This is a genomic window from Pseudomonas sp. F01002 (assembly GCF_004402115.1).
Taxonomy (GTDB): domain Bacteria; phylum Pseudomonadota; class Gammaproteobacteria; order Pseudomonadales; family Pseudomonadaceae; genus Aquipseudomonas; species Aquipseudomonas frigoris.
This window is the reverse complement of the sequence record NZ_SOPU01000006.1, coordinates 1,830-2,341: the sequence shown is the minus strand read 5'-3', so window position 1 is coordinate 2,341 and position 512 is coordinate 1,830. Positions and strand designations below refer to the sequence as shown.

Sequence of the window (512 nt, the reverse complement as noted above, 5' to 3'; positions counted from 1 at the left end):
CAACAAACCTAAACTCCATTTACCTCGCACCAGCACTCGAGTTTTTCGCGCTCGGCATCATCCTGTAGCGAGGGCCCGAGCACGGGTAGTACATTAGTCGCTTTTTCTAGAGACCAAAGGTGAAATTATCAAAGGTGAAACCTTCGGCATTGACACAGTGCACATCCAAGCGTGCGATACCTGCTTTCGAGAACGAAAGATAGGCAACTCTTCCAGGTTCTCCGGTTATTTCAAGCGGCACATTTCCCAGATGAGCACCACTAGCATTATAAAAGCTCACGTACTGGCCACTTTTTTGCACGCCGGCATAGTAAAAGCTGACTCTTGAATAAGTAGATCTGAACGTGAGTCTGCCAAGTTTGGCTGCTGAGAGCACTAAAGATCTATTGCCAAAAGCCGGCGAGTAACCAGTGGTGGTATACATCACAATGCCAGACGTTGGAGCATGAGCCGATACACACAAGATGTTCATGCTGGGGAGGTCGAGGCTTTGTCCAGGAATTAACACAATT

1 protein-coding gene is annotated in these 512 nt (G+C 47.9%); it reads right to left on the bottom strand.

Translation table 11 applies throughout. The features are described from left to right. Positions 1-106 precede the first annotated feature (106 nt). Positions 107-512, bottom strand: a 406-nt coding sequence (locus E3W21_RS04770; RefSeq protein WP_218570160.1) for a hypothetical protein, incomplete at its 5' end; no start/stop codon positions are given.